At 67.1% G+C, this 23,880-nt stretch carries 21 protein-coding genes; 17 read left to right on the top strand and 4 right to left on the bottom strand.

Annotated elements, in window-relative coordinates; translation table 11 throughout:
• Positions 1–93: 93 nt before the first annotated feature.
• From GN331_RS02620 to GN331_RS02565, 12 genes are all read left to right on the top strand, one after another.
• On the top strand, positions 94–1,287 hold the full coding sequence (locus GN331_RS02620; protein WP_156640062.1) for an EAL domain-containing response regulator: 1,194 nt from the start codon (positions 94–96) through the stop codon (positions 1,285–1,287).
• A 10-nt stretch (positions 1,288–1,297) separates the two neighbouring features.
• Positions 1,298–4,201 carry an ATP-binding protein gene (locus GN331_RS02615; protein WP_156640060.1) on the top strand — a complete coding sequence of 968 codons (2,904 nt, stop codon included), beginning with the start codon at positions 1,298–1,300 and terminating at the stop codon, positions 4,199–4,201.
• A gap of 97 nt (positions 4,202–4,298) precedes the next feature.
• Positions 4,299–4,928 (top strand): ParA family protein, encoded by a 630-nt coding sequence (locus tag GN331_RS02610; protein ID WP_156640058.1) that lies wholly within the window; start codon positions 4,299–4,301, stop codon positions 4,926–4,928.
• A gap of 59 nt (positions 4,929–4,987) precedes the next feature.
• Positions 4,988–5,464, top strand: coding sequence for a SixA phosphatase family protein (locus tag GN331_RS02605; RefSeq protein WP_156640056.1), 477 nt, complete (start codon positions 4,988–4,990; stop codon positions 5,462–5,464).
• Between the two features lie 10 nt (positions 5,465–5,474).
• On the top strand, positions 5,475–6,050 hold the full coding sequence (locus tag GN331_RS02600) for a YceI family protein (RefSeq protein ID WP_156640054.1): 576 nt from the start codon (positions 5,475–5,477) through the stop codon (positions 6,048–6,050).
• Complete coding sequence (locus GN331_RS02595; protein ID WP_156640052.1) at positions 6,047–7,969, top strand: phospholipase D-like domain-containing protein; 1,923 nt, start codon at positions 6,047–6,049, stop codon at positions 7,967–7,969. Before GN331_RS02600 ends, GN331_RS02595 begins: the two co-directional genes overlap by 4 nt.
• A gap of 107 nt (positions 7,970–8,076) precedes the next feature.
• Positions 8,077–8,691 (top strand): YkvA family protein, encoded by a 615-nt coding sequence (locus GN331_RS02590; RefSeq protein ID WP_156640050.1) that lies wholly within the window; start codon positions 8,077–8,079, stop codon positions 8,689–8,691.
• A 13-nt stretch (positions 8,692–8,704) separates the two neighbouring features.
• Complete coding sequence (locus GN331_RS02585; RefSeq protein ID WP_156640047.1) at positions 8,705–9,172, top strand: hotdog fold thioesterase; 468 nt, start codon at positions 8,705–8,707, stop codon at positions 9,170–9,172.
• The gene (locus tag GN331_RS02580) at positions 9,109–9,933 is read left to right on the top strand and encodes a lysophospholipid acyltransferase family protein (protein ID WP_425489257.1); all 825 of its coding nucleotides are present in this window, start codon (positions 9,109–9,111) and stop codon (positions 9,931–9,933) included. The genes GN331_RS02585 and GN331_RS02580 overlap by 64 nt, the downstream gene beginning before the upstream one ends.
• 74 nt (positions 9,934–10,007) lie before the next feature.
• Entirely contained in the window at positions 10,008–11,027 is a 1,020-nt protein-coding gene (locus GN331_RS02575; protein ID WP_156640045.1) for a YheT family hydrolase, read from the top strand.
• A gap of 18 nt (positions 11,028–11,045) precedes the next feature.
• Positions 11,046–11,663: a YbhB/YbcL family Raf kinase inhibitor-like protein gene (locus GN331_RS02570; RefSeq protein ID WP_156640043.1), complete on the top strand. Its 618-nt coding sequence runs from the start codon at positions 11,046–11,048 to the stop codon at positions 11,661–11,663.
• Positions 11,660–12,421, top strand: coding sequence for an SDR family NAD(P)-dependent oxidoreductase (locus tag GN331_RS02565; RefSeq protein WP_156640041.1), 762 nt, complete (start codon positions 11,660–11,662; stop codon positions 12,419–12,421). The genes GN331_RS02570 and GN331_RS02565 overlap by 4 nt, the downstream gene beginning before the upstream one ends.
• 4 nt (positions 12,422–12,425) lie before the next feature.
• On the opposite strand, the gene GN331_RS02560 is transcribed toward GN331_RS02565, so the two are convergent.
• Complete coding sequence (locus tag GN331_RS02560; protein ID WP_156640039.1) at positions 12,426–13,256, bottom strand: undecaprenyl-diphosphate phosphatase; 831 nt, start codon at positions 13,254–13,256, stop codon at positions 12,426–12,428.
• Positions 13,257–13,521: 265 nt separating this feature from the next.
• Here GN331_RS02560 and glnA point away from each other — a divergent pair, with 265 nt between their 5' ends.
• Together glnA and amt are read left to right on the top strand one after the other, a co-directional pair.
• Positions 13,522–14,931 (top strand): type I glutamate--ammonia ligase, encoded by a 1,410-nt coding sequence (gene glnA, locus GN331_RS02555; protein ID WP_156640037.1) that lies wholly within the window; start codon positions 13,522–13,524, stop codon positions 14,929–14,931.
• Positions 14,932–14,949: 18 nt separating this feature from the next.
• Complete coding sequence (gene amt / locus GN331_RS02550) at positions 14,950–16,227, top strand: ammonium transporter (RefSeq protein WP_425489272.1); 1,278 nt, start codon at positions 14,950–14,952, stop codon at positions 16,225–16,227.
• 1 nt (position 16,228) lies between these two features.
• Here amt and GN331_RS02545 read toward each other — a convergent pair whose 3' ends face one another.
• The 3 genes from GN331_RS02545 to GN331_RS02535 form a co-directional block, all read right to left on the bottom strand.
• A complete protein-coding gene (locus tag GN331_RS02545) occupies positions 16,229–18,358 on the bottom strand; it encodes an amylo-alpha-1,6-glucosidase (protein WP_156640033.1) in 2,130 nt (709 codons plus the stop codon).
• 6 nt (positions 18,359–18,364) lie between these two features.
• A complete protein-coding gene (locus GN331_RS02540) occupies positions 18,365–19,429 on the bottom strand; it encodes a glycosyltransferase family 4 protein (protein ID WP_156640031.1) in 1,065 nt (354 codons plus the stop codon).
• Between the two features lie 126 nt (positions 19,430–19,555).
• Positions 19,556–20,617, bottom strand: a complete 1,062-nt coding sequence (locus tag GN331_RS02535) for an SDR family oxidoreductase (RefSeq protein ID WP_197426975.1) — start codon at positions 20,615–20,617, stop codon at positions 19,556–19,558.
• A gap of 62 nt (positions 20,618–20,679) precedes the next feature.
• Here GN331_RS02535 and GN331_RS02530 point away from each other — a divergent pair, with 62 nt between their 5' ends.
• The 3 genes from GN331_RS02530 to GN331_RS02520 are packed head-to-tail and all read left to right on the top strand — an operon-like array spanning position 20,680 to position 23,878.
• Positions 20,680–21,243: a BON domain-containing protein gene (locus tag GN331_RS02530; protein WP_197426974.1), complete on the top strand. Its 564-nt coding sequence runs from the start codon at positions 20,680–20,682 to the stop codon at positions 21,241–21,243.
• Between the two features lie 59 nt (positions 21,244–21,302).
• Positions 21,303–22,097 carry a trehalose-phosphatase gene (otsB, locus tag GN331_RS02525; protein WP_156640025.1) on the top strand — a complete coding sequence of 265 codons (795 nt, stop codon included), beginning with the start codon at positions 21,303–21,305 and terminating at the stop codon, positions 22,095–22,097.
• On the top strand, positions 22,097–23,878 hold the full coding sequence (locus GN331_RS02520) for a glycoside hydrolase family 15 protein (protein ID WP_425489271.1): 1,782 nt from the start codon (positions 22,097–22,099) through the stop codon (positions 23,876–23,878). The genes otsB and GN331_RS02520 overlap by 1 nt, the downstream gene beginning before the upstream one ends.
• Positions 23,879–23,880: the final 2 nt, after the last annotated feature.

The following is a 23,880-nucleotide window of genomic DNA, read 5'->3' as shown; positions in this document are numbered from 1 at the left end:
GCAGCGGCGCCACTTGCGGCCGCCCCCGCCCCCCCGACACGTTCGATACGGGGGCGCACGCAGGATGCGTGCACCTTCCGGGGGATCGTCCCGATGAGCTTGGCCGCGTTGCGGGTCATGGTGGTGGAAGACCACGGGTTCCAGCGCAGGCTGGCGCTGAGGCTGCTGGCTGAACTGGGCATCGGCCAGGTCCAGGAAGCGGCCGACGGGGGCGCCGCCCTGGCGATCCTCGAACACGGCGGCCCACCCCCCGACGTCGTCCTCGTCGACCTCGACATGCCCGGCATGGACGGCATCGAATTCATCGGCCACGTCGCGCAGCGGCGGTTGGCGCGCGGCGTCGCGCTGGTGAGCGCGCTGGATCCGGCGCTGCTCAACACCGTGCAGATGATGGCGCGTGCCTACGGCCTTCACGTGCTCGGCAGCATCGAAAAACCCCTGAGCGTCGAGAAACTCGAAGCGGTCCTCACGCGTTACGAAGAACGCCTGCAATCCAACCCCGTCGACGAATCGATCTTCATCGACCTGGCCGACCTGCGCCGTGGTCTCGATCAAGGCGAGATCGTCCCGTGGTTCCAGCCGCAGGCGGAATTCGCGAACGGCAAGATCGTCGGCGTCGAAGCGCTCGCGCGCTGGGAGCGCGGCGATGGGCATGTGATCCGCCCGCATCATTTCGTCGGGTTGCTCGAATCCGACGGCCTCGCCGTCGCCCTCACCGACGCGATCCTCGAACAGGCCTGCCGCTGGAAACGCCGCTGGCAGGACGACGGGATGCGCTTGAATCTCTCGGTCAACGTCTCCCCGGCGACGCTGCACGACCCCGCCGCCGCCGATCGCTACCAGCAGATCGTCGAAGACCACGGCCTGTCGCCGAGCGAAGTCATCCTGGAAATCACCGAGAGCCTGTTGATGGCCGACGCCGCGCGTGGCCTCGGTGTGCTCGCGCGCCTGCGCCTGAAGGGCTTCGGCCTGTCGATCGACGACTTCGGCACCGGCTACTCCTCGCTCTCGCAACTCTCGCAGGTGCCGTTCACCGAATTGAAGATCGACCAGGGCTTCGTGTTCGGCGCGCATTCGCAACCGCGCAAGCGCGCGGTGGTCGAAGCGAGCCTGGATCTTGCGCGCAAGCTGCAACTGGAAACCGTGGCAGAAGGCGTGGAGACCGTCGAAGACTGGCAAATGCTCGCCGAACTCGGATGCGGCATCGCGCAGGGCTACCTCGTCGGCGCGCCGGTGCCGGCGGACGATCTCGTCGATTGCGTCTCGCGCTGGCGCGCTCCCAACTGACCCGTCGCCGATGCGCTTCCGCACTTTTTCGCTGGGGATGCGCCACCAGTTGTGGGGCCTGTTCGGCCTGCTGCTGCTCGCCGGCGCGACGGTGCTGGTCATCGACGAAATGCTGCAGTCCTACACGCGCACCTCGCTGGAGCAGATGCGCGACAACTCGCTGCATCGGTTGCGCGCGCTGAAAGCGGTGTCGGATGGTTACGGGCTCGACGTCGTCGACACCACATTCCGCGTACGCAACGGCCTGATGACCTGGGAGCGGGGCGTCGAGACGATCGACGCCGCGCAGGAAAAGATCGACCGCAGCTGGGCCGCGTTGCAGACGATGCCGCGTAGCCCGGAGCAGCAGGTGTTGTTCGAACAGGTGCGTGGTGCGCGCGTGCGATCGCGCGCCGCGATGGACACCTTGCGCGGCATCCTCGTGCGGCGCGACCTGAAGGCGCTGGGCCACTTCGCCGACACCGAGCTGTACCCGGCCATCGATCCGGTGACCACGCGCATGGAAGCGCTGTCGAACCTGGCGATGCTGAATTCCGAAGCCATGGTACGCGAAGAAATCGAGCGCGGGCAGCGCGCGAGCCGGCTGCGCATCGGCCTGTCGATTCTCGCGCTGTTGCTTGCCGGATGGCTCGCGCGGCGCATCCTGCGCAATGTCTACAAGGGCGTGGAGTCGCTGACCATGCTCGCGCGCGACATGCGCAAGCATCAGCCCGACGACCCACTGCCCGCGTTCCGACCGCGCGGCGAACTCGGCGACGTGATGGACGCGTTCGTCGACATGCGCCGCGACGTGATGCGTTACGAATCCGATCTCACCGGCCAGCTCGCCGTGAACGAAGGCGTGCGCGCCGAACTCGAACGTCGCGGCGAATTCCAGCGTTCGCTGCTCAACGCCGCGCAGGTGGCGATCCTCGCGATGGATGGGCACGGGCGCTGGATCATGTTCAATCCCTTCGCCGAAAAGCTCCTCGGCTGGCAGGCGAGCGACATCCTCGGGCGCATCCCGCGCTATGGCACGGCGCCGCAGCCCGACGACTCGCCGATGCTCGTGCCGCCCTCGGAAGTCGAACGCATCGTCGCCGCGCTCGGTCGCCAACGCGGCACGGAGGTGCCCGCGGACTGGCGCGCGATGTACCTGCTCGCCGAACTCGATCGCCCGCCGCACGAAGCCGTGCTCGTGCATCGCGATGGACGCCTGGTGCCCGTGGTCCTCGCGCTGGCGGCATTCAAGGACGAGGCGGGCCATCCCGGCGGCCTGATCGCGGTGGCGACCGATCTCACCGAACGCAAGCGCCTGGAAGAAGCGCTGCGCGAAAGCGAAGCGCGCGCGCAGGAAGCCAATCTCGCCAAGAGTGCGTTCCTCGCGGCGATGAGCCACGAGATCCGCACGCCGATGGTGGGTGTGACGGGCATGGTCGAAATTCTCGCGCATACGTCGCTGGACGTGGACCAGCGGCGCGCGCTCAACGTCATCCAGTCGTCGGCCGAATCGTTGCTGCAGATCATCGGCGACATCCTGGATTTCTCGAAGATCGAAGCGGGGCGTCTGGAACTGTCGTCTTCGCCCGTCGATTTGCGCCGCGTCGTGCGCATGACGGTCGCGAACTTCACCGGCTCGGCATCGAGCAAGGGCCTGGCGTTGTCGTGCACGATCGACGATCGCGTCGCGCCCGCGTATCGCGCAGATGGTTTGCGCGTGCGGCAGATCCTCGCGAACTTCCTGTCCAACGCGATCAAGTTCACCGACCACGGGCGCGTGGAAACGGCGCTGGAGTGGCGCGAATCCGCGCCCGGTGCCGGCACATTGGGGGGCGATCGATTGCGCATCCGCGTCACCGACACCGGCATCGGCGTGTCGGCGGAGCAACAGGCGCGCTTGTTCCAACCGTTTTCGCAGGTCGATACCGATACGACGCGGCGGTTCGGCGGCACGGGCCTGGGCCTGGCGATTTCGCGCCGCCTCGCCGAACTGATGGGCGGGCAGGTGACGATGGACAGCGCGCCGGGGAAGGGCACGACGATGCACTTCGACTTCGTGATGCCCCGCGCACCCGAAGCGGAAGTGCCCACCGAACCCTTGCAACCCGCGGCCGCGAAACTCGCGCCGCGCAAACTGCCGACGCCTGCCGAAGCCGAGGCCGAACGCAGTCTGGTGCTCCTCGTCGACGATCATCCGACCAACCGCGCGGTGATCGCGCGCCAACTCGCGCTGGCCGGTTATGCGAGCGAATCCGCCGACGACGGCGAACAGGGCCTCGCGCGCTGGCGCTCCGGTCGTTACGCACTCCTGCTCACCGACGTGCACATGCCGAAGCTCGACGGCTATCAACTCGCGCGTGCGATTCGCGAAGAGGAAGCACGCGAACATCGCGCGCACACGCCGATCATCGCGCTCACCGCGTCCGCGCTGAAAGGCGAAGCGGAGCGTTGTCTTGCGGCGGGGATGGACGATTACCTCGCCAAGCCCGTCGGCATTCCGGCGCTCGCCACGATGCTCGGGCGCTGGTTGCCGCATACGCAGGCGCCGCCCACGCCGGCCGCGGAACTCGCGGCGATGCTGCCGCAAGCCGAGCGGCCGCCGCCGATCGATGCACGCGTCCTCGCCGGCCTGGTGCACGGCGATCCCGTCGAAACGCGCGCGTTGCTCGACGATTTCCTCGCAAGCACGCAAACGGACATGGCGACGTTGCAGGCCGCGCATGCCGCGGGCGATCTGCCCGGCGTGACGCGCGAAGCGCACAAGCTCAAGGGCGCCGCGCGCAGCATCGGTGCGGGTGAACTCGGTCATGCGGCCGAAGCATTGGAAACCGCGGCGCGCGCGCAGGACGCCGCGCACGTGCCACCCCTGGTGGCCGATGTGGTGACTTCCGTTCACCGATTGCAATTGTGGGCGGAAGCGCGCTGGCCGCGGTAAGCAATCGCCAGCCCCGTTCCGCCCCAACCGCCCCGGCCCCGAACGCCGGGGCGCTTTTTTGGGTAGGCTGCCGTTTGCAACGCAACCGGGGGTCGGGATGAAGACGGTGCTCGTGGCCAGTTCCAAGGGCGGCGTGGGGAAGACCACGCTGTCGACCAACCTCGCCGCGCATTTCGCGGTCGATGGCAAACGCACGGTGCTGGTCGACGCCGATCGGCAAGGCTCTTCGCGCCACTGGGCGGAGAAGCGCGCGCTGATGGACCACGCGGTGCTGCCGCTCGACGGCACGCGCCGCGATTGGGACAAGCATTTGCCCGGCGATGCGCAGCGCGTGGTGGTGGATGCCGCGGCCGGCGCGCATGGCGCCGAACTCGCGCACTTCCTCGATGTCGCCGACGCCGTCGTGGTGCCGGTGCTGCCTTCGATGATCGACATCGAGGCCACCGTCCCGTTCCTCGACACGCTGGCCAAGCATCCGCGCGTCCGCAAGGGCACCTTGCCGGTGGGCCTGGTCGGAAACCGCCTGCGCCCCTGGACCAACGCAAGCCAGCAATTCATGGAAGCGCTGCGCCAGTGGCCGTACCCGCTTGTGGCTGAGCTGCGCGACACGCAGGCCTACGTGCTGATGGCCGGGCTGGGGCGCAGCCTCTTCGATTACAACTCCCAGCAGGTTCGCGAACACCAGGCGGATTGGGACCCGCTTTTGAAGTGGATCAAGCGCGCCTGATGCGCCAGACGAAAACTTCACCCCAAACCTCCCCGGGCGTCGGCTAAGCTCGACGCCCTATGCGCGAACTCATCCTGCTGCGTCACGCCCACGCCGAACCCGCCAGCACGGGACAGGCCGACCTCGATCGTCCGTTGTCGCCGGAGGGCCTCGCCGAAGCGGAGGCCGCCGGTCGGTGGATGCGGGAAAACCAACTCGTGCCCGATCGCGTGCTGTGCTCGCCTTCGCGGCGCACGCGCGAAACGCTCGAAGCGGTCCTCGCCGCCGTCGGCTACGTCGACCAACGCCTCGAGCCTTCGATCTACGAAGCCACGCCCGGCGCGTTGATGGAACTCGCCGATGGCCACAAGGACGTCGATCGCCTCCTGCTCGTCGGCCACAACCCGGGCTTCGAACAACTCGCCGCGCTGATGCACAGCGGCCAGTCGGGCGACTACCGCGGCATGCCGCCGGCGGGCATCGCCGTGCTCACCCTGCCGAAGGACGCCGCGCTCGAACCGGGCACCGCGCGCCTGTCCGCGTTCTGGTGGCCGTGACGGGCTGAAGATGCGCGCCTGGATCGCCACACTGCTGCTGGCGGGAGTCGGCATCGGCGTGGCGGCCGCGGCCGCGCCGCATGTCATTTCGGTCGTCGAACCCGCTGCGTCGAAATTCGAGTTCTCGCTGCAGACGCGTTGGGGCCAGACCTTGCTCGGCAAGTTTCCCGACGGCGAGGGCGACGTGACGCAGTTGCCCGACGGCAAGCGCCAGGTGCACCTCAAACTCTCGACGAACACGCTCGAAATCGTCGACCACGCGCGTTACACGCGCTTCGCGCGCGGCCCGCGCTTTTTCGATGCCCAGCGTTTTCCCGAAGTGACTTTCCTGTCCGATCCCTATCCGCTCGGGCTGTTGCAGACCGGCGGTGAACTGCACGGGCGTTTGCGCATCCACGGCATCGAGCGGCGCGAGCGTTTCGTCCTCGCTCCCGCGGCATGCAGCAACCCCGGGCGCGAATGCGCGATCGTCGCGCAGGGCGCCGTGCGTCGCAGCGACTACGACCTCGACGGCTGGAGCATGGCGATGCGCGACGAAGTCCGCTTCTCGCTGCACGTCCGGCTGCGCGACACCGAGGCGCAATGACGCCGGTTCGCTGGACGCACCTGCTGGCGCTCGTCGGCGCGCTCCTGCTCGGCAGCGGCTGCACCACGATGTCCACGGGCAAGGCCGATCGCGCGCAGGGCGTGGCGTTCGATGCGCGCGATCGCGTCGTCTTGTGTCCGCGTCCCGCCGATGCGTGCGCGTCGCCTTCAGCCCTGCGCGAACTCGGCGACCGCGCGATCGCCGCCTCCACGCCCGAGGCGCCTCGCCACTACGCGCTGCTGCTCGACCGCGGGCCGGATGCGCTGCTCGCGCGCGTGAACCTGATCCGCGCCGCGCGCCGCTCGATCGACCTGCAGACCTACATCTTCGACGAGGACGACGCCGGTCACCTGGTGCTCGACGAGTTGATCTCCGCCGCGCGCCGCGGCGTGCGCGTGCGCGTGCTGGTGGACCAGTTGTCCGCGCTCAAGAAGGCGTCGACGCTGGCCTCGCTGTCGTCCGCGCATGCGAACTTCGACCTGCGCGTCTACAACCCGATGTTCAACGATTCGCGCATGAGCTACCCCAAGTACCTCATGGCGTCGCTGTGTTGCTGGGACCGGCTCAACCAGCGCATGCACAGCAAGCTGCTGCTGATCGACGATGCGGTCGGCATCACGGGCGGTCGCAACTACCAGGACGATTACTACGACTGGAGCCCGGAGTACGACTTCCGCGACCGCGACGTGCTCGTCGCCGGGCCGGTCGCGGGCGAGATGCGCGAGAACTTCGAAGCGTTCTGGACCTCGCCGATCAGCGTGCCGGCCGAGCGCCTGGACGATGTCGGCCGCCTGCTCCTGCGCGAAGGTGCGCCGCCGTTGGAGCACGCCGCGTTCATCGCGCCCGAGCGCGTGACGCAAATGTCGAACGACGCGTCCGACGTCACGCGCGTGGAGACCCTGGCGCACGCGGCGATGCCCGTCGGCACCGTCCACTTCATCGCCGACGTGCCGGAGAAACATCAGGGCGAGAACGACACGGCCGAAAACGCCGGCCAGCGCCTGCGCGACATCGTCGAATCGGCGCAGACCGAAGTGCTGATGCAGACGCCGTATCTCGTGCTCTCCGAAGACGCGCAGGACATGTTCCGCGCCATGCATCAGCGCGCATCGGCGCCGCGCGTGACGATCTCGACCAACAGCCTGGCATCCACCGACGCGTTCATCGTCTACGCGCTGTCGTACAAGTACAAACGCCGCTACCTGCGCGAGTTCGGCTTCCACATCTACGAGTTCAAGCCGTTTCCGGGCGCGGCGCCGATCGATCTGGAAGCGATCGCCGCCGGGGCCGAGGAAGAAGCCAAGCGCGCCGAATTGCTCGCCGGCGCCGAAGAAGAACAGCGACGGAAGAAGCAACCGCCGCAGCAGCAGAGCGAAGGCGTGGCGACGCGCTATTTCGGCAGCGGTGGCGGCGGCGCCAACGCACCCGTGCCGCTGGAGCGCGCGGGCGTGCGCATCGGCCTGCATGCCAAGTCGATCGTGGTGGACGAGCGGATCGGCGTGGTCGGCACGCACAACTTCGACCCGCGCGGCGACAACTACAACACCGAGAGCATGGTGGTGATCGAGGATCCGGCCTTCGCGCGCGCGCTGGCCGACAGCATCCGCGGCGACATGCAGCCGGTGAACGCCTGGGTGATCGCCCCGCGCGACAAGCCGCCGGTGTTCCCGGGCATCGACTATTCGCTCGGCAAGGTGTCCGAATCGCTGCCGCTGTTCGACCTGTGGCCCTGGCGCTACGCGACGAGCTACGACTTCGTCCACGGCCCCGATTGCCCCGCGCCCCTGCTGCGCGACGACCCGAATTTCCGCCGTTGCTATACGCCCGTCGGCGACTTCCCCGAGGTCAGCCTGGGCCTGAAAGGCCTGACGACCCGCATCTTCACGGCTTTCGGCGCAGGCTTGGCACCGATCCTGTAGAGATCGCCCCGACATAGCCCACCACCCACCGAATATTCCGGTCCGGGGTGGGACTCTGCTAGGCTGAACGCCTTCATCCCCCATCGCTTACGGACTGGATTGCCGCCATGTCGATTTCGCTGAACTTCGAACTCAACGACCGCGACCTCGAACATTTCCAGAAGGCGATGGTGGCGGCCAAGGAATCGGCCAAGGACCGCACGGCGGACGACATCATCGCCTGCTCGGGCACGCTGCTCGCCGACGCGGCGAAGGTCCACATCCCCGATTTCATCAAGGAACGCCTGCTGCGCCTGGACGACATGATCGCCATGGTGCGCGACGAGGGCTGGCACCTGCCGGAAGAAGACCGCCAGCGCGTGCTCTCGGCGCTCGTGTACTTCTGCGATCCGAAGGACATCATCCCGGACAACGTCGAAGTGCTGGGTTTCCTCGACGACGCGGTGATGATCGAGCTGTGCGTGCGCGAGCTGAAGCATGAGCTCGAGGCCTACGACGATTTCTGCGACTACCGCGAACACGAAGCCAAGCGCCGCGGCCTGGCGCCGGGCGAACTCGGCCGGACGGATTGGCTGGAATCGCGCCGCGACGAACTCGTCGATCGCATGCACGCGCGCCGCGAACGCGACTTCGGCACCGGCTACGGCACCAGCAGCGGCTACGCGTCCTCGCGTCAGTCGTACACGCGCGGCTGGCGTCCGGGCGTCTTCAAGTTCGGCTGATCGTGCCGCCCGCATGGCCGATCTAGCGCCGTCGCGGGATTCGGTTTTCCGGCCGGGCGACCACCTCCCCGGGCTGAATGCGATGTCGCGTGGCACCGCGATGGAGCCGCTCGGCATCGTCTTCACCGAAATCGGTCCCGACTTCCTGCGCGCCACCATGCCGGTGGACGCCCGTACCAAGCAGCCTTACGGTCTGCTGCACGGTGGTGCGTCGGTGCTGCTCGCCGAAACCATCGGCAGTTCCGCCGGCATGCTCAGCGTGCGCGACGGCGAGGGCTGCGTCGGTATCGAAATCAACGCCAGCCATTTGCGTGGCGTTCGCGATGGGCTGGTCACCGGCACCGCGCGTCCCTTGCACATCGGCCGGCAGACGCAGGTGTGGGAAATCCGCATCGAGGATGATCGCGGCAAGTTGGTGTGCGTCTCGCGCCTCACGCTCGCGGTGATCCCGCTGCCTGCCGGGGCGAAACCTTCGCAGTGAACGCTTCGCACACCCTGCGCTTCGCGCTGCGCACTCCCCTGTTGCTGTGGCATGTGTTGGTGGATCTGCCACTGACCATGCTGCTGATCGCAACGCCGTTGCGCCGACTCCGCGTGCGCGGCGAGCCGCTCGACCATCGCCTGATCCGGATGTGGCAAGGCGGTTTGATGCGCGTGTTCGGTTTCCGCATCGAACGCCGCGGCGTGCCCTTGCCGGGCGCGACGCTTTTCGTCGCCAACCACGTCAGCTGGATCGACATCACCGCGCTGCACAGCCAGCGCATGATGGGCTTCGTCGCCAAGCGCGAGATCAGCCGTTGGCCGGTGGTCGGCTACCTCGCCACGCGCGGGGAGACGATCTACCACGAGCGCGGCAACAGCGAATCGATGGGCGGCGTGTTGCACGAAATGCTGGCGCGCCTGCGCGCGGGCCGTTCGGTGGGCGTGTTTCCCGAAGGCCGCACGCGCGATGGCCACGAGATCGGCCCGTTCCACGCGCGCATCTTCCTGGCCGCGGTCGAAGCCGGCGTGCGCGTGCAACCGGTCGCGCTGCGTTACGGGCGCGGGGCGAGCGCGCAAACGGTGGTCGCCTTCGGGCCGGGGGAAAGTTTTGCCGCCAATTTCCTGCGCTTGCTGGGCGAACCGCCCCGCGTGGCGGAAATCTGGTTCCTGGATCCGATCGACGCGACCGATGCCGGCGGCCGCCGCCGCATCGCCGAACTGGCGCGCGACCGCATCGTGGCCGCGATGGAGGCGCCCTGAACCGGGTGTCTCCCACGCCTGTCTCGGCGTCAATAGAGCGCAGCCTCCACACGCATCGCGCTAGCCTCGGCCCCATGCCGCACGCCAGCGACTACACGCCGCCCGTCCTGCTGCGCAGCCCGCACCTGCAATCGGTGTTGGGATCGAGCGCGTTGCGTCGTCGACGCGGCCGCCTGGCCCTCGCGGCGATGGGCGCGGTGACCAATGCCCACATCATCGATGCCGGCGACGGCGTGCGCCTGCAGGGCCTGCATTCGGCGACCCCCGGGCAGGCATCGCGTGGCCTGGCGTTGCTGCTGCACGGGTGGGAAGGCAGCGCGGATTCGAGCTACATGCAGTTCACCGCGGCGCGCCTGCTCGCGCGCGGTTTCGAAATCTTCCGCCTGAACTTCCGCGACCACGGCGACACGCATCATCTGAACGAAGGCCTGTTCCATTCCAACCGCATCGACGAAGTCGTCGCTGCGGCGGCCGAAGTCTCGCGACGCTACGCCACGCGCCCGATGGTCATCGCGGGCTATTCGCTCGGCGGCAACTTCGCCTTGCGCGTGGCATTGCGTGCGAAGGAAGTCGGCATCCCGCTCGCGCATGTCGCGGCCGTGTGCCCGGTGCTGGATCCGGCGCGCACGATGGAGGCGATGGAGCACGGCCTGCCGTTGTACATGTGGTACTTCGAACGAAAGTGGCGCGGTTCGCTCGCGCGCAAGCGCAAGTTGTTCCCGCAGCAGCACGACTTCGACGACAAGGTGCTCGGCCTGCGTATGCGCTCGCTGACGGCGTGGATGGTCGAACGCCACACGCAGTTCGGTTCGCTCGAGAATTACTTCGAGGGCTATTCGATCGCCGGCGACCGCCTCGCGAACCTGCGCGTGCCCGCGAGCATCCTGATGTCGGCCGACGACCCGGTCATTCCGGTCGAGGGCTTCCACGCATTGCACCTGCCGCCGACGGCGCGCCTGGAAATCGCCGAACACGGCGGGCATTGCGGTTTCCTGGAGAACTGGCGCTGCGAAGGGTTCGCCGAGCGCTGGGTCGCCGAGCAACTCGACAGCGCGATCGAGCCGGCCATGGCACCATCGCCGGCCATGGCCTGACGACAAAGGAGTTTCGACATGCGCCTGAGCAGCGAGAGTTTCGCGCACCGTGGCCGCATTCCCGCCGAATTCGCGATGGGCACGCCCGAAGGGTTCGGCGCCAATCGCAACCCGCACCTGGCGTGGTCGGACGCGCCGGCGGAGACGCAGTCGTTCGTGCTGATGTGCATCGACACCGATGCGCCGACGATCGCGAGCACCGTCGGCCGCGAAGACATGGAGATTCCCGTCGACCAACCGCGCGCGGACTTCGTGCATTGGGTGATGGTGGATATTCCGGCGAGCGTGTATTCGATCGAAGCAGGCAGTTGCAGCGATGGCGTGACCGCGCACGGGAAGCAAGCGCCGTCGGGCCCCGCAGGTTCGCGCCAGGGCCTGAACGATTACACCGGTTGGTTCGCGGGCAACGCGGACATGCAGGGCGATTACAGCGGTTACGACGGCCCGTATCCGCCGTTCAACGACCTGCGCACGCATCGTTATTTCTTCCGCCTGTTCGCGCTGCGCGTGCCGAAGCTCGATTTGCCGGCGAAGTTCACCGCCGCCGATGTCTTCCATGCCTTGCAGCCGCACGAGGTCACCGAAGCGGCGATCTACGGCACTTACTCGCTGAATCCGAAGGTCAACGCGGGTTGAGCGCGCGCGTCGCGATCGTCACCGGCGCGAGTCGCGGCATTGGCGCGGCGATCGCGCGGACGCTTGCGGAGGCTGGCTGTCATGTCGTCGCGGCGGCGCGTTCGCAGGAAGCGTTGGACGCGATGGTCGATGCGCTGCCCGTGTCCGGCCTCGCGCATGCGTGCGATCTCTCGCAACCCGATGCAGCAGCGCAACTCGTCGAAGCGACGCTCGCGCGGTTCGGCCGGATCGACATCGTGGTCAACAACGCGGGCGCCACGCCGCGCGGGGATTTCTTCGCGTTCGATGACGCGGCGTGGGCCGATGGTTTCGCGCTGAAGTTCTTTGGTGCGGTGCGACTGTCTCGCGCGGCTTGGCCGCATCTGGTCGAATCGCGCGGCTGCATCGTCAATATCGCCGGCATCGGCGGGCGCACGGGCAACGCCGAATTCACCATCGGCGGCAGCGTCAACGCAGCACTACTCAATCTCACGAAGGCGCTCGCCGACCGCGGCGTGCGCGATGGCGTGCGCGTCAACGCGATCAACCCGAGCAGCATCGCCACCGAACGCACGCAGGTGCGCATCGATCGCCTTGCGGCCGAACGCGGGATCGCCGCGGACGTGGCGTCGAAAGAACTCGCACGCGAGTTGCGCGTCGCGCGCTTCGGCACGCCGCAGGAGATCGCCTCGGTCGTCGCGTTCCTCGCGTCCGACGCGGCGAGCTACATGCAGGGCGCGATCGTCGACGTCGACGGCGGACAGACCCGCACGCTCTGATCGCTCAGCGCGCAGGCACCAGCAGCAACAGCGCGACGCCCAGGATCACGCGATAGACGGCGAACACCGTGAAGGTGTGTGTCTGGATGTAGCGCAGCAACCACTTCACCGCGGCGAAGGCCGTCAGCGCGGACGCGACGAAGGCCACGGCGAGCGAGCCCCAGTCTTCGCCGGCCAGGCCGCCGTCGCGCGCGACGTCGAGCAACTCGTAGCCGGTGGCCGCGAACATCGTCGGGATGCCGACGAGGAACGCGAATTCCGTCGCCGCCTTGCGGTCGGTCACGCCGAACAACAACGCGACGAAGATCGTGGACGCCGAACGCGACGTGCCCGGAAACACGCCGGCCACCACCTGCGCCACGCCGACGAGGATCGCGACCGTCCAGGTGATCGTCGCGCGCTCGCCGAGCGTGAGCGCGCGCTTGGCCGCCAGTTGTTCGGCGACCACCATCCACACCGCGCCGATCACCAGCGCCCACGCCACCGGCGCGACTTCCTCCGGCAATTCGAACCCGAGCTTCTTCACGATGACGCCGAGCACGGCCGTCACGCCGAACGCCACCGCGAGCTTGATCGCGTAATCGCGCGGCGGTTGTCCGTGCACGGGCTGCGCCTTGCCCGGATGCAGGAAGCTGTCGGCGAGTTGCCACAGGCGCTCGCGATAGATCAGCACCACCGCGAGGATCGCGCCGGCCTGGATCGCGATGTTGAACAGATCGCTGCGGTGTCCCAGCCAGCGCTCGGCGATGAGCAGGTGGCCGGTGGAGGAAATCGGGAGGAACTCGGTGATGCCTTCGATGATGCCGAGCAGGAGCGCGGCGAGGAAGTCGGTCATGGGGAAGGCGTCGTCGGGTCGGGAGTGGGCGAAGGGCGCATCGTAGGGCATCGCGCGTGGGGCGCGGCGTCACGGCCGGTTTCGCGTTGGATTGGTGCAAGGATCGCATTCGGCTGCACCATCTGGGGGCATGCGTTCGGCGGCAGTCCCGCGGAATTGCTTTCGAATCAATCGGTTGGCATGGCTCCGGGGCTGGCACGGCCCTTGCTCTCCCTAGGACATCCCGGCTGCGTGCCGGCCCCGTACCCGTCCCAGGAAATCCGCCATGTCCCTCGAACACGTCGAAAAGCTCATCAAGGACCACAAGGTCGAATTCGTCGACCTGCGCTTCTGCGACATGCGTGGTGTGCAGCACCACGTGACCTTCCCGAAGTCGATCGTCGACGCCGCGCTGTTCGAGGACGGCAAGATGTTCGACGGCTCGTCGATCTCGGGCTGGAAGGGCATCCAGGAGTCCGACATGGTGCTGCTGCCCGACGCCAGCACCGCCTTCCTCGATCCGTTCACCGCCGACCCGACGCTCGTGCTGACGTGCGACATCCTCGATCCGGCGACGATGCAGGCCTACGGCCGTGATCCGCGCGGCGTCGCCAAGCGCGCCGAAGCCTTCCTCAAGTCCAGCGGCGTCGCCGACCAGGCCTTCTTCGGCCCGGAACCCGAGTTCTTCATCTTCGACAGCGTGCGTTTCGCCAACGACATGGGCCACACCTTCTTCCACGTCGATTCGGAAGAAGCCGCGTGGAACTCGGGCCGCGAATACGAAGGCGGCAACACCGGCTACCGTCCGATGGTGAAGGGCGGCTACTTCCCCGTCGCGCCGCTCGACTCGCTGCACGACCTGCGCGCCGAAATGTGCAAGACGCTGGAACAGGTCGGCATGGAAGTCGAAGTGCACCACCATGAAGTCGCGAACGCGGGCCAGTGCGAAATCGGCACCAAGTTCAACTCGCTGGTGAAGAAGGCCGACGAACTGCTGACGATGAAGTACGTCATCAAGAACGTCGCCCACCGCAACGGCAAGACCGTCACCTTCATGCCCAAGCCGCTCGTCGGCGACAACGGCAGCGGCATGCACGTGCACCAGTCGCTCGCCAAGGGCGGCGTGAACCTGTTCTCGGGCGACGGCTACGGCGGCCTGTCGCAGATGGCGCTGTGGTACATCGGCGGCATCTTCAAGCACGCGCGCGCGATCAACGCGTTCGCCAACTCGACGACCAACTCCTACAAGCGCCTGGTGCCGGGTTACGAAGCGCCGGTGATGCTCGCCTACTCGGCGCGCAATCGTTCGGCCTCGTGCCGCATCCCGTACGTGGCCAACCCGAAGGCGCGCCGCATCGAGATCCGCTTCCCCGATCCGATGAACTCCGGTTACCTGATCTTCGCCGCGCTGATGATGGCCGGCCTGGACGGCATCAAGAACCAGATCGACCCGGGCGCACCGAGCGACAAGGATCTGTACGACCTGCCGCCGGAAGAAGAGAAGAACATCCCCACCGTGTGCCACTCGCTGGACCAGGCGCTCGAAGCGCTCGACAAGGACCGCGAGTTCCTCAAGGCCGGCGGCGTGTTCACCGACGACTTCATCGACGGCTACATCGCGCTGAAGATGCAGGAAGTCACGCGCTTCCGCGGGGCGACGCATCCGCTCGAGTACCAGATGTACTACACGCTGTAATTCGCTGCGCTCCCTCCCCTGCGAAGGCAGGGGAGGGCCGGGGTGGGGTTGCTTCGGAGAAGACGCATGGTCGACAAGGGCGACGTCGCGTGGATGTTCATCTCCACCGTGCTCGTGATGCTGATGATCGTCCCCGGCCTCGCGCTGTTCTACGGCGGCCTCGTCCGCGCGAAGAACATCCTCTCGGTGTTGATGCAGGTCCTGGTCGTCGCCTCGCTCGCCCTGGTGCTGTGGGTCGCGTACGGCTACTCGCTCGCCTTCGACGGCGGCAACGCGTGGATCGGCGGGTTCGGCAAGGCGATGCTCGCGGGCGTCGGGCCTTCGTCGACCGTGGCGACCTTCACGCAGGGCGTCTTGATTCCCGAACTGGCGTACGTTGCGTTCCAGGGCGCATTCGCGGCGATCAGTTGCGCACTGGTGGTCGGTGCGATCGCCGAGCGCGCGAAGTTCGCGGCGGTGCTGTTGTTCGCGGCGTTGTGGTTCACCTTCGCTTACCTGCCGCTCGCGCACATGGTGTGGGCCGGCAACGGATTCCTGTTCAAGCTCGGTGCGCTCGATTTCGCGGGCGGCACCGTCGTGCACATCAATGCGGGCGTCGCGGGGCTGGTCGGTGCGTACATGCTCGGGCCGCGCATCGGTTTCGGTCGTGAGCGTCTTTCGCCGCACAACTTGCCGCTGACGTACGTCGGTGCGTCGCTGTTGTGGGTCGGCTGGTTCGGATTCAACGCGGGCTCCGCGCTGGAAGCCAACGGCGTCGCCGCACTCGCGCTCGTCAACACCTTGCTCGCCGCGGCGGCTGCCGTGCTCGTATGGAGTGCGATCGAAGCGGTGCTGCGCGGACGCGCGTCGATGTTGGGTGCTGCTTCAGGCGCCGTCGCCGGATTGGTCGCGATCACCCCCGCGTGCGGCACGGTCGGCGTCGGTGGTGCGATGGTGATCGGCGCGTGCGGAGGTGCCGCGGGATTCTGGGGCGTCAACGCACTCAAGCGCCATCTGCGCGCCGACGATTCACTCGACGTCTTCGGCATCCACGGCGTGTGCGGGATCGTCGGCGCGGTGTTGACCGGTGTGTTCACGGCACCGGCGCTCGGCGGCACGGGCGCAGCGGACTTCGACATCGCGCGCCAGGTGGCCGTGCAATTCGCGGGCGTGGGCATCACGCTCGTTTGGTCGGGGCTGGTGGCGTTCCTCGCGTTCCAGATCGCCAAACGCCTGCGCGGGCTGCGCGTGGATCACGACAGCGAGCGCGAAGGCCTCGACATCAGCGCGCACGGCGAATCGGCGTACGAAATCTGACTCAGCTGCGCAACCGCACCGGCGGCGTGCCCGCGCTCTTCCCGTCCACGAACATCCCAACGCGCTCGCCGACGCGACGGAACAACAAGTCCACGCGATCGCCACCCAGCGCCACATCGTGCAGGCGCACTTCGTCGATGCCGTCCGGCAAGCGCGGGCGTTCGACATGGATCTCGCCGCGCAGGCCATCGATCTCCACGCCCAGGCACGCCTGCAACAGCATGAACGGTGCGCCCGCGGCCCAGGCTTGCGGCATGCACGCGACGGGGTAGGCGATCGGCGGCGCACCTTGCACGCGTCGGAAACCGCAGAACAATTCAGGCAGGCGCATGTCGAAGTTGACCGCGGCCTCGAACGCGCTGCGCAGCAATTGAACGGCGGCATCGCGATGGCCGTAGCGCGCGATGCCCGCGGCGCACAACGCGGTGTCGTGCGGCCAGATCGACCCGTTGTGGTAACTCATCGGGTTGTAACGCGCCTGGCCCGAGGCGAGCGTGCGCAGTCCCCAACCGGTGTGGAAATCGTGTTCCATCAAGCGCCCGGCCACGGCGGCCGCGCGCGTTGCGTTCGGCAATCCGCAATACAACAAGTGGCCAGGATTGCTCGATCGGACGGCGCACAACGCGCCGTCGCCATCGACCGCGATGCCGTAGAAGCCCTGATCTTCCATCCAGAACTTCGCTTCGACCGCCGCCTGCATCCGCGCCGCACGTCCGGCCCACACCTGCATGCCGGTCTCGTCGCGGCGCAACTCTGCGAGCTCGGCCATCGCGCGAAAGGCCGCGTACGCATAGCCCTGCACTTCGACGAGCGAGATCGGTCCCTTCGGGAAGCGCCCGTCCGCATGGAACACCGAGTCCTCGCTGTCCTTCCAGCCCTGGTTGGACAGGCCGGTGGATTCACCGCGCGCGTAGTCCAGGAACCCGTCGCGGTTGGCGTCGCACACGCGCTCGATCCAACCCGTCGCGGCAAGCAACGCCGGCCACAGCGTGTCGACGAACGCCGCATCGCCCGTGCGTCGCGCATACGCGCCGGCGAGCATCACGAACAGCGGCGTCGTATCCACGCCGCCGTAATAGCGGCCGAAGGGCAACTCGCGCAGCGCCGACATCTCGCCGCGTCGCGTCTCGTGCATGATCTTGCCGGGCGCCGAATCCAGGAACGACGACTCTTCCTGCGCCTGGTGCGCGGCGAGAAAGCCGAGCACACCGCGCGCAATGCCGGGATCCAGCCACAAGGTTTGCAGCGCTGTGATTACTGCATCGCGGCCGAAGGGCGTCGAGAACCAGGGGATGCCCGCGTACGGATACGGCCCGGTTTCCAGCTCGCTCGTGAGCAATGCGAGATCCGCGCGCGAGCGCTGCATCCACGCGTCGAACAACGGCCCGCTGCTGCGCACGCGTGCGCCACGGCGACCGCGCGAGCGCATGCGCTTGCGTGCCTTCGCGGCGGCATCGCGATGTCGTTCGCGCGAGGGCAGGGGACCGCCCGGTTCGCTGCCGACTTCGATGAACAGCGATTGATCGACGCCCGGCACCAGCTGCAGCAGGAATTCGAACGTCGCGCCGTCCACGTGCGTCGCCGGCTGCGAGAATGCGATCGCCGACTTGCGCACGAGCTTGTCGAGGCCTTCGTAACTGAATGTCACGCCGCGCGGACCCAGGGACGCCTCGGGATCCAGCAACTTGCCGCGCGCCGCACGCACCTGCCCGCGCACCTCGAACATGTCGCGGAAATCCGCGGCCACCTCGATGCGCAGCGGCGCGACGAACGCACTCGTGCCGTAATTCATCAGGGTGATGCGCTCGAACAACCGTTCTTCGAACAGGAACCGCGCGCGCAACAGATGGATGAGGCCATGCGCTGCCGCCGCGGTTTCGCCGAGCGGCGGCAACTGGCGGTTGGTCATGTGCGCGAGGAAGAACACGTTGTCCGCGGTGACCGCGGCGCTCAGCAACGCCGGTTGCGTCTCGCCCAGGCGCAGGCGGAACATCGACAGCAAGCGCGTGTCGTCGCGGAACAACCCGGTGCTGCCTTCCTCGACATCGCCGTAACCGTTGGCGACGAGGAAGCTGTCGCCGTCCTTCAGGACATGGGTCGAATACAGCGCGGCGGTCGCCGCCGGATCCATGCGCGATCAGGCCATGCGCAGGCCGAGGTCCTGCGACCGGCCTCGCACGAGTTGCGAATAGAGCCGCACGTAGCGCTCCGCCATGACTTCCGAGGTGAAGCGGCGCTCGAAGACCGCACGCACCGCGGCGCGGTCGTAGCGCATCACTTCGCGCGTCGCGGCGACCGCGTCGTCCTCGTTGTCGACGATGCGCCCGGTCTGTCCTTCGTCGATCACCTCGGGCACCGAACCACAACGCCACGCAACCACCGGCGTGCCGCACGCCATCGCTTCGATCATCACGATGCCGAAAGGCTCGGGCCAATCGATCGGGAACAACAACGCGGCCGCGTTGCCGAGGAACTCGGGCTTCTGCGCATCGCCGATCTCGCCGACGAAGCTGACATCGGACGCGCCTTCCAGCAACGGTGCGATCTCGCGCTCGTAATACGCCTTGTCCTGGCCGTCGATCTTCGCAGCGATCTTCAGCGGCATCCCCACGCGCCGTGCGATGGCGATCGCGCGATCCACCCGCTTCTCCGGCGAAATGCGGCCGAGGAAGGCGAGATAGTCGCCGCGCGGATTGGCATTGAATGGCAACAACGTCGCCGGAAGACCGTGGTGGACCGTGCCTATCCAGTTCGCGTTGCGCAGCGGGCGGCGCTGATCGTTGGAGATCGACGCGAGCGGGAACTGATGCCAGCGGCGATAGGCGCCCGGCAGATCCTTCAGATCCAGACGGCCATGCAGCGTCGTCAGCGTGTGCGACGCGCAATCGGCGAAGAACGGGAACTGGATCATGTCGACGTGGAAGTGCAGCACGTCGAACTCATCCATGCGCTGCCGCACGTCGTGCAACATGCTCATGTGCGCTGCGAGGTCGGATTTGAGATCGGCCGGATCCAGGCGGATCGCCTGGTCGCGCACCGACACCAAGTCGGCGCGCGTCTGTGCTTCGGCCGAAGCGAACAACGTGACTTCGTGGCCGGCATCCACCAAAGCATCGGTGAGCCAGGCCACCACCCGTTCCGTGCCGCCGTACAGTTTCGGCGGAACCGCTTCATAGAGCGGGGCGATCTGCGCGATTTTCAAGTTGCATTCCCAAGGGCCGCACGACAGCGGCGACCGAGGGCCTACGTTAGCGACGCGACCGTATACGAGGCGTGCGTGCAAGCGTTTACGCGCGTGTGCGTCGCATTCAGGCTCGCGCAACGGTCGCTAACCGCGCGGCCCACCCATCACCGGGAGAATCACGCCGTTCACGTAGGACGCCGTCACGGGCGATGCGAGGAACACGAACGCCGGCGAGATCTCCTCGGGTTGCGCAGGCCGCCCCATGTCGCTCTTCTTGCCGAACTCCGCGACTTTCTCCGCGGGCGCGTCAGCGGGATTCAACGGCGTCCACACCGGTCCGGGCGCCACCGCGTTCACGCGAATGCCGCGATCCAGCAGGTTCGCCGCGAGCGATTTGGTGAACGCATGGATCGCGCCCTTGGTCGCCGAGTAATCGAGCAATTGCTTGCTGCCGAACAGCGCCGTTTCCGAACCGCAGTTGATGATCGACCCGCCTTCTTCCATGTGCGGCAACGCCGCGCGCGCCATGTGGAAGTAACCGCCGATGTTGGTCTGCAGCGTTTCCTGGAAGCGCTCTTCGCTGATGTCTTCGATGCGCTCGCTGTGCAGCTGGAAGGCTGCGTTGTTGACCAGCACGTCGAGCTTGCCGAAGGCCTTCAGGGTCTTCTCCACCGCTTGTTCGCAGAAGCGCACGGACTTCACGTCGCCGGGAATCAAGAGGCATTTGCGGCCTTCGCGTTCGACGCATTCCTTCGTCAGTCGCGCATCCTCGTGTTCGGACAGATACACGATCGCCACGTCCGCGCCTTCGCGTGCGAACAGCACCGCGACGGAGCGTCCGATGCCCGAGTCGCCGCCGGTCACGATCGCCGACATGCCGTCCAGCTTGTTGCTGCCGACGTAATCCGGTGCGAGGAAGCGCGGCTCGAGTTGCAAGTCATGCTCGTTGCCGGGCTTGGCGATGTGCTGCGCGGGCAGTTGCGTCGGTTGCTTTCGAAGGCCGGCTTGCGTCGGCTTCTTCGCCGGCTTGGCTGCCTTGGATTGCTTGGCATCCTTCGCGTCCTGCTCGGCCTGGGCGGCACGATGCTTGCGTGCGGTCGCTTCGCCGGCGCCCTTGCCGGTTTTCTGCTCGGCCATGTCGCACCTGTCGTCGAGGAAGGCTTCGACGTTATCGACCGATGCGTCGAACCGGCATGAATCATCCATCACGCCGCGCAGCCCAACGCCGCGCTAGCTTCATCACGTTCATGAAGCACAAGGAGCGAGTCATGCCGCGCGACCACCAGGGCGATCCACCCCCACAACGCCACGCCATCGAACATCGCGATCCGCGCATGGCGCATCGTCCGCGCGACGAGGATGTGCGCATCGATCGTCGCGACCGCGAGCTCTACGATGGACTGCCGTCGGTGACCAATCGCGATTTCGCACCCGTCGCCGATGGGGCCGTCAGCTATCGCGGCGTCGGCCCGACACAGAATTGGCGCAGCGACGAGCGCATCGGTGAATTGCTGCACGAACGCCTCACCGGCGCAGACACGATCAACGCGACCGCGGTCATCGCCGCGGTGACCGACGGTGTCGTCACGCTCAACGGATGGGTTCCCGAGCGGCCGATGAAGCACGATGCCGAAGAGATCGCCTGGAACATCGCCGGCGTGAAGGATGTCCACAATCGCATCACGATCGGCGAATCCGTCGCTGCGTTCGGCAAGCCCGGGGAAGCGGTGCGTTCCGGTTTCGATCAGCAGGGCAGCGGTTTTTCGAGCTCCGATCGCGTCGACATCTCCGATCGCGACATCGGCGACGTGGGCGACGAACAGGACGCGTGACATCACGCGATCACCCCACGTCCACCCGAGCCTCACGGCAAATCGGGAGAATGAGCGGGATGGAATCGCGTGATGCGCCCCAACGCGACGGCGTGCTTCCCTTGCCGCCGTCGCCCGCGCCCGACTGGGCCTTGTTCCTCGATGTCGATGGATGCTTGCTGGACTTCGCGCCGCATCCTTCGCAAGTGATCGTGCCTGCGCATTTGCAACGCGACATCGTTCGCTTGTCGGAGATGCTGGGCGGCGCGCTCGCGCTCGTGAGCGGTCGCTCGCTGGATGCGATCGACGACGTGTTCGGCGACTTGCGCGCGATTCCCGCGGCCGGCATGCACGGGCTGGAACGACGCGAACCCGATGGACGCCGCACGTTTCCGCCCGTCGCGCCGGAATCGCTCATCGGCATCTACGCAGAAGCGCAACACGTCGCGATCAACTACCCCGGCGCGATCGTCGAACGCAAGGGCCCCAACCTCGCGCTGCATTGGCGCGCCGCGCCCGATGCGCGCGACGCGTTCCGTGCATTCGCCGCAGCGGCCTTGCGCGTGTTGCCCGACTATCGCGTGCAGGGCGGCGACATGGTGCTCGAACTGCGCCCCGGCGGCGCATCCTCGCCCGACAAGGGCACGGCGGTCGAAGGCTTCATGGCGCAAGCGCCGTTCCGCGATCGCACGCCGGTGTTCGTCGGCGACGATCTCACCGACGAGCATGCGTTCTCGATCGTCAACGCCTACCAGGGATTGAGCGTGCTCGTCGGCGATCGCGCCCCGAGCGCCGCGCGTTGGCGCCTTCCCGATCCCGCCGCGGTGCGCGCCTGGCTCGCGCGCGCCACCGCCCATGATGGAGTGCACGCATGATCCGACCGGCGAACCTGGACCTCGGCGTCATCGGCAATGGCACCTTCGGCGCGCTGCTCGATGCGAGCGGCACGGTGGTTTGGTGTTGTCTTCCCGCATTCGATGGCGACCCCGCGTTCTGCGCGCTGCTTTCGCCCAAGCGCGACGGCGGCATGTGGGGCATCGAGATCGAGAACTTCGCCGACAGCGAACAACACTACATTCCCAACACCGCGATCCTGCGCACGATCCTGCGCGACAGGAGCGGCGGCGTGGTGGAAATCACCGACTTCGCGCCGCGCTGGCGACATTACAACCGTCTCTATCGACCGGTCGGTTTGTATCGGCGCGTGCGTCCGCTCGCCGGCGCGCCACGCATCCGCATCAAGCTGCAGCCGCTCGCCGAGTGGGGCGCGCGCGAACCCGAGCGCACGTGGGGCAGCAACCACATGCGCTGGCTGTTGCCGGGTCATGTGCTGCGTTTGACCACCGACCTGTCGCTGCGTTTGCTGCGCGACGAACTCCCCTTCGTGCTCGATCGCGAATTGCACTTCGTCCTTGGCCCCGACGAAACGCTGACGCAACCGATCGGCGCCTTCATCCGCGACGCCGAGGAACGCACGACGATCTATTGGCGCGAGTGGACGCGATATCTCTCCATCCCGCTCGAATGGCAGGACGCGGTGATCCGCAGCGCGATCACGTTGAAGCTTTGCCAGTACGAAGACACCGGCGCAATCATCGCGGCGATGACCACGTCGATCCCCGAAGCGCCGCACACGCAGCGCAACTGGGATTACCGCTATTGCTGGCTGCGCGATGCGGCCTTCGTCGTGCGCGCGCTCAATCGCCTGGGCGCGACGGCGACGATGGAGGAGTACATCCGCTACATCTTCAACCTCGTCACGGGCGAGCGCGCCGACCTGCAGCCGGTGTACGGCATCGGTTTCGAAGCGGCGCTGCACGAAGACGAAGCCGAAGGGCTCGAAGGCTATCGCGGCATGGGCCCGGTGCGCGTGGGCAACCTGGCGTGGAAACAGGTGCAGCACGATGTGTACGGCAGCGTCATGCTTGCCTCGACGCAGTTGTTCTTCGACCAGCGCCTGCAACAACCGGGCGATGCGTCGACCTTCGCACGCCTCGAACCGCTCGGCGAACAGGCGTGGTTGATGCACGACCAGCCCGATGCCGGTTTGTGGGAGTTCCGCGGCCGCACGTCGGTCCACACGTACTCGTCGGTCATGTGTTGGGCCGCGTGCGACCGCCTCGCGAAGATCGCCGCACGCTTCGGTCTCGGCGATCGCGTCGAACATTGGCGCGGGCGCGCGGATCGCATCCACGCGACGATCATCGAGAAGGCCTGGAACGAAGAGGCGGGTCACTTCGCCGATGCATTCGGTGGTGATCGCCTGGATGCGAGCTTGCTGTTGCTCGCCGATACCGGCTTCATCGAAGCGAGCGATCCGCGTTACGTCGCGACGGTCGAAGCCATCGGCAAGGGATTGCGGCGCGGCCACGGGTTGTATCGCTACATCGCGCCCGACGATTTCGGCGCGCCGGAAACCAGCTTCACGATCTGCACGTTCTGGTACGTCGAGGCGCTCGCGGCGATCGGTCGCACGGACGAAGCGCGCTCGCTGTTCGAGAGCGTGCTCGCGCGGCGCAACCCACTGGGCTTGTTGTCGGAAGACCTCGGCTTCGAGGATGGCGAAGCGTGGGGCAACTTCCCGCAGACGTATTCGCACGTCGGGCTGATCAGCGCCGCGATGCGCTTGTCGCGCCCCTGGCAGGAGGCGACGTAATG

This window comes from Noviluteimonas gilva (assembly GCF_009740395.1).
Taxonomy (GTDB): Bacteria; Pseudomonadota; Gammaproteobacteria; order Xanthomonadales; family Xanthomonadaceae; genus Noviluteimonas; species Noviluteimonas gilva.
Note: the sequence above shows the minus strand (reverse complement) of the source record. Positions and strands in the feature narration are given on the sequence as shown.